We start from the raw sequence: 5,214 nt of genomic DNA on the forward strand, positions 1-5,214 counted from the left end.
ATCCTTCTCATTCGACCAGGGCATCTTGCAGGCTGTCGGCGATGCGGCGCTTGGCGTGAAAAACACCAGCCAGTGGAACAAGGACATCGACAACGATACCAACAAGGCCTTCGTCGAGAGTTTCCAGGCTGAGTATGGCCGTCTGCCATCGCTCTATGCATCACAAGGCTTTGATACGGCCAATCTGCTTCTGTCCGCGATGGCGAAAGCTGATGTGAAAGATGCCGATGCTTTCCGTGCGGCATTGGAAGCGGCTGAATTCAATTCGACACGTGGTGATTTTTCTTTCGGTCCGAACCATCACCCGGTGCAGGACATTTATGTCCGCGAAGTGATCAAGGAAGGTGATGTCTATACCAACAAGATCATCGGCACGGCCATGACCGACCACGCAGACGCCTATGCCGCTGAGTGCAAGATGTAAGATTTGGACGGATTACAGGCGCGGTAGAAATCCGCGCCTGTCAGCCTTCGGGTGAGTGTCGAACAAGAGCGCGGTCTCAATCCACTCCTTCAGATGACGCTTCAGTCACAGTGGTTTTCTCAGAAATTTCAACCAATAATTGATGGTTTTTCAATATCGGTGTCTCGCGTCCTGACTTGATTGGATCGTTACGCCATGAAATTTGTTAAGTTCATATTCGATTTTCTAAAGATCATAAGGCTCATTATTGCTGCTCTGATTCAGATTTCTTGGGCTGCACTTTCTTCGCTGTTCAAGCCTGCTCCCAAACACGAACCTTCCAAATATCCAGGTTCACCTGCGCCAAATTTCAGCGCATCTGAATTCGCCAATTTAGTCGGGGATGTCACTTCGGTCGCTTTCAAATCCAAAGATGCTGGAGCGCAATATCGTGAATTTCCGCTTCGAATGGTGCTTGCAAGTGAAACCGGAACCCAAGAAAGGCAACGCAGTTGGATCGGTGGAAACCCTTGCTTGCCAGCCCATGTGGATTGGCCTGAGATCGAGGGAGGGTCGGCAATGTTTTTTGCGCAAATCTGCTGTGAAAACTTGCCAGTAAACCTTTGGGGAGGCGAGCGTCCCAGAAAGGGTTGGCTCTGTTTTTTCACCTCTCGGGAGAATTTGGGTAAAGTAGTAGTGTTGCATACCGACATACTGGGAGAGGAAAGATGCGCACCTGTCGCCCCTGAATATCCTAGGGGGTATGGCAATTCCCGCTCGCGTCTGGATGAATTGACGGGCGACACCGAAAAACTGGCTCCGCGTTGGTTTCTCATTCCGGAGCCAATCAATCCAACTGATGAGCCAGACTATCAAAACTCTCTGAAAAAGCGCAGGAATGCTGCGGATCTTTGCAGTGCTTACAAGAAAGAGCATTTCCATCTACATGAATTTCCTCCGCATGATCAATCTACCTCGATTGCGTTGATCGAGTGTTTTGAAGCTTATTTGGACAAACAGACGACAGGGGCGGTACGCAGTTCAATCGAAAAATCTGATCCAACGGGCGTTCGATTGGCTGCACGCGATGAGACGGCACATATCTTTCGACAGCTTGCCGCCGACTATCGCGCAGAACTCGTCGATCAAAGGAAATTTAGTCCCAGAAATGCTGATCGATTTGTGCAAGCTCTTATGAAAATTGACACAAGGGGCTGGCATCTGGGTGATGCCGCAGGAAATCCGGAAAATCTCGGTGTTCATGAACGGCCGGTGATGAGCTATTTCGAGTTTCTCGAAACCAACCTCAGAGTGAGATATCGGAGCAATCCAGACGCTATTCCAGAGCGATACAGATCATTTTTTGCAGACTACTGGCGGTTTTTTGTAAAAGCAGAGGCTCCGCTAATGGGGGCCGATCCTAGGGATGGGTTTCCCTATTCTCAATTGAGCAACCCGGTTCATCTACTGGAACTTCCTTCCAGCAATCTGCTTGGATGGACATTCGGCGATGCGAGCAGCCTCGCATTTTTCATCAAGCCTAAAGATCTCAAAAAGAGAAGGTGGCAAGCGGCCTGGGGCGACGTCGCAAATTGATCGCGGCCTCTTATTGAAGTCACTTCCGGAACATACCCGTTTGGATCATCTGCTCAAACATATCTTCCATGGATTCCTGCAGCGGACGATAGGTTATGCCCAGTACGCGCTTGCCTTTTGAATTGTCCGCTTTCCATTTCACGTTGACATTGTTCTCGACGAACTTTCGCGAAATACCGCTCACAATCGGTCCGACCATCCAAACGATCCATTTCGGCAGGGAGTTGCGCGGGATCGGATAGGCGTCGCCATATTTTTCAATCAGCGTTTTCCCGATCTCCAGCAAATTGGTGTTGTAAGCGGAAACAATATACCTGCCTTCGGCGTCAGGTGAGAAGGCTGCCGCGACATGAGCCTTTGCCAGGTCGCGGACGTCCACCGCACCAATGCCGAGTTTCGGCGCGCCTTGCTTCATGGTGCCATCACCCATCTGGCGGACGATGTTGAAGCTCTCCGATGTCGGCTTTTTGGAGAGTGCAGGACCGACGACGAGTGACGGATTGACCGTGACCAGCTTGAACCGGCTCTGACCTGACGCGATTTTCCAGGCTTCCTTCTCGGCCAGTGTCTTTGAATAGCTGTAAGGCTGGTATGACAGAGAGGCCGTTTCATTCCAGACTTCTTCCGTCAAAACGCCGCCAGGAGCCGCGTGACAGTCAATCGCGTCGGTGTAAATCGCCGCGCAGGAGCTGGTGACCACCACACGTTCAACGCAGTCGCTGTCTTTGGCGGTTTCAAGGACATTGCGTGTGCCCTTGACGGCGGGGTCGATCAATTGCCTTTGAGGATCCTTGACGTTCACGGTGAACGGGGAGGCAGTATGAAAGACAATCGAGCATCCTTCCATTGCCTGCGCATAAGAACCGGGGTTGAGAAGATCCGCCTTGAAGTATCTGATCGTTCCGGGTGCCCGCCTGGAAATTTCATTCAAGTGCCCCAGCTTTGAAGCGTCGTTCGGGTTCCGAACGGCGGCGTGTACGGTGAGGCCCGCCTCCAGCAATTCCTTTACCAACCAGCCAGCGACATATCCGGTTGCACCGGTTACCAGCACAGGAGTGTCCGTCGTGATGTCCATTCTGCTGATCCTTGAATTCCCGTTCACGAATTTCGGTACTGCCACCAGATGCGCCGACCTGGCCTTCGAAAAACCCTGCTTGTGAACATTGTGGTCCGACCCCTGACCGGTTTTATTCTATTGGCCGGAAAATAAAACCTATCGCTCAAGTATCAAATCATGAGCTGCCAATCTGCTTGCAAGTCGAGCCAAATGCCGGCTCAGTGCCGTTGTGTTGCGCTGCAAAATCGCCTTTATATTTTCGTTTGCAACGCAAAACGAAGCTCAAAAGAATAATCTTTACCCCTTATGTGAAAGTCTCGAAACTTCATTTTACACTACATCTCTTGTCAAATTTGTGCCACACTGGGATCAATTGAGATCAAGGATTGGGAATGATTAGGGTCAAATAGACCCCACGCATGGGGAAAATATTTTATAAAAAACAATGCGTTACTTCTCGATTCCATCAAATTGAAAATCTACTAAAAATTTAGTTTGACATCATGGCGATGCTGTGACCATCTATGCCTAGCCGGATAAACACGGCTCTTAAACTCTCATGGGAGGAGATGCAGATGCGTAAGTATCTACTCTCCGCAGTTGCAGCTGGTGCTGTACTTGCGGGAGCAGGGTCCGCCTTTGCCGACGAAGCAGCGGCACAGAAGTGGATCGATCAAGAATTCCAGCCATCCGTTTTGACCAAAGATGAGCAGCTCGCAGAGATGCAGTGGTTCATTCAGGCGGCCGAGCCGTTCAATGGCATGGAGATCAACGTCCTGTCAGAAGGCATTCCGACACACTCTTACGAGTCGGAAGTTCTGACCAAGGCATTCGAGGAAATCACCGGTATCAAGGTCAATCACCAGATCCTGGGTGAAGGTGAGGTGGTGCAGGCCGTGCAGACGCAAATGCAGACCGGCCGGAACCTCTATGACGCTTATGTCAACGATTCCGATCTGATCGGTACGCATTCACGTCTGCAGCTGGCTTATAACCTGACCGACTGGATGGGTGGCAACGGCAAAGACGTTACCAACCCGGGTCTCGATCTCGACGACTTCATGGGTACCCAGTTCACAACCGGCCCGGATGGCGACCTTTACCAGCTGCCGGATCAGCAGTTTGCGAACCTCTACTGGTTCCGCAAGGACTGGTTTGAGCGTGAAGACCTGAAGAAGGCCTTCAAGGACAAGTACGGTTACGAACTCGGCGTTCCGGTCAACTGGTCGGCATACGAGGACATTGCTGAATTCTTCAGCAAGGACGTCAATGAAATCGACGGCGTCGCGATTTACGGTCACATGGACTACGGCAAGCGCGCACCGGATCTCGGCTGGCGCATGACCGATGCCTGGCTTTCCATGGCTGGTGCCGGCGACAAGGGTGAGCCGAATGGCGTGCCGGTCGACGAGTGGGGCATTCGCATGGAAGAAGGCACCTGCAATCCGGTGGGCGCTTCCGTCTCCCGTGGTGGTGCTGCCAACGGTCCGGCTGCTGTCTACGCGATCCGCAAGTGGGACGAATGGCTGCGCAATTATGCACCTCCTGGTGCTGCCAGCTTCGACTTCTACCAGTCGCTGCCGGCGCTCAGCCAGGGCAATGTCGCCCAGCAGATCTTCTGGTACACCGCTTTCACAGCTGACATGGTGAAGCCGAAGTCCGAAGGCAACAACACGGTGGATGACGAAGGTACACCGCTGTGGCGCATGGCTCCGAGCCCGCATGGTCCTTATTGGGAAGAAGGCCAGAAGGTCGGTTACCAGGACGTGGGTTCCTGGACCATCCTGAAGTCCACCCCGGAAGATCGTGCGAAAGCAGCCTGGCTCTACGCTCAGTTCGTCGTTTCCAAAACCGTCGACACCAAGAAGAGCCACGTCGGTCTGACTTTCATTCGCGACAGTACCGTCAATCACGAGTCCTTCACAGAACGTGCACCGAAGCTGGGTGGTCTGGTCGAGTTTTACCGCTCCCCTGATCGCGTTGCCTGGTCTCCGACCGGTGTTAACGTTCCGGACTATCCGAAGCTGGCCCAGATCTGGTGGCAGCAGATCGGTGACGTGAACTCCGGTGCATTCACGCCGCAGGAAGCGATGGATCGTCTCGCCGAGGAAATGGACATCGTCATGGCCCGCATGCAGCAGGCTGACGAACGTGCCAA

Annotated in this window: 4 protein-coding genes; 3 read left to right on the forward strand and 1 reads right to left on the reverse strand. The window is 52.6% G+C overall.

Annotated elements, in window-relative coordinates; genetic code table 11:
• A partial coding sequence (locus tag K5905_RS26955) for an ABC transporter substrate-binding protein (RefSeq protein WP_297590056.1) occupies positions 1–424 on the forward strand: 424 nt, incomplete at its 5' end.
• A 195-nt stretch (positions 425–619) separates the two neighbouring features.
• A complete protein-coding gene (locus K5905_RS26960) occupies positions 620–1,999 on the forward strand; it encodes a DUF1963 domain-containing protein (RefSeq protein ID WP_297590059.1) in 1,380 nt (459 codons plus the stop codon).
• Positions 2,000–2,018: 19 nt separating this feature from the next.
• On the opposite strand, the gene K5905_RS26965 is transcribed toward K5905_RS26960, so the two are convergent.
• Positions 2,019–3,074, reverse strand: a complete 1,056-nt coding sequence (locus K5905_RS26965; protein WP_297590062.1) for an NAD-dependent epimerase/dehydratase family protein — start codon at positions 3,072–3,074, stop codon at positions 2,019–2,021.
• Between the two features lie 557 nt (positions 3,075–3,631).
• Between K5905_RS26965 and K5905_RS26970 the strand changes: the two genes are divergently transcribed.
• The coding region (locus K5905_RS26970) for an ABC transporter substrate-binding protein (protein ID WP_297590064.1) at positions 3,632–5,214 on the forward strand (1,583 nt) is incomplete at its 3' end.

Source organism: Roseibium sp. (assembly GCF_025698965.1).
Taxonomy (GTDB): domain Bacteria; phylum Pseudomonadota; class Alphaproteobacteria; order Rhizobiales; family Stappiaceae; genus Roseibium.

Bases quoted from the DNA above. Each gene is read 5' to 3' on its own strand.
- K5905_RS26965 (WP_297590062.1), bottom strand. From the start codon at position 3,074: ATGGACATCACGACGGACACTCCTGTGCTGGTAACCGGTGCAACCGGA.
- K5905_RS26960 (WP_297590059.1), top strand. From the start codon at position 620: ATGAAATTTGTTAAGTTCATATTCGATTTTCTAAAGATCATAAGGCTC.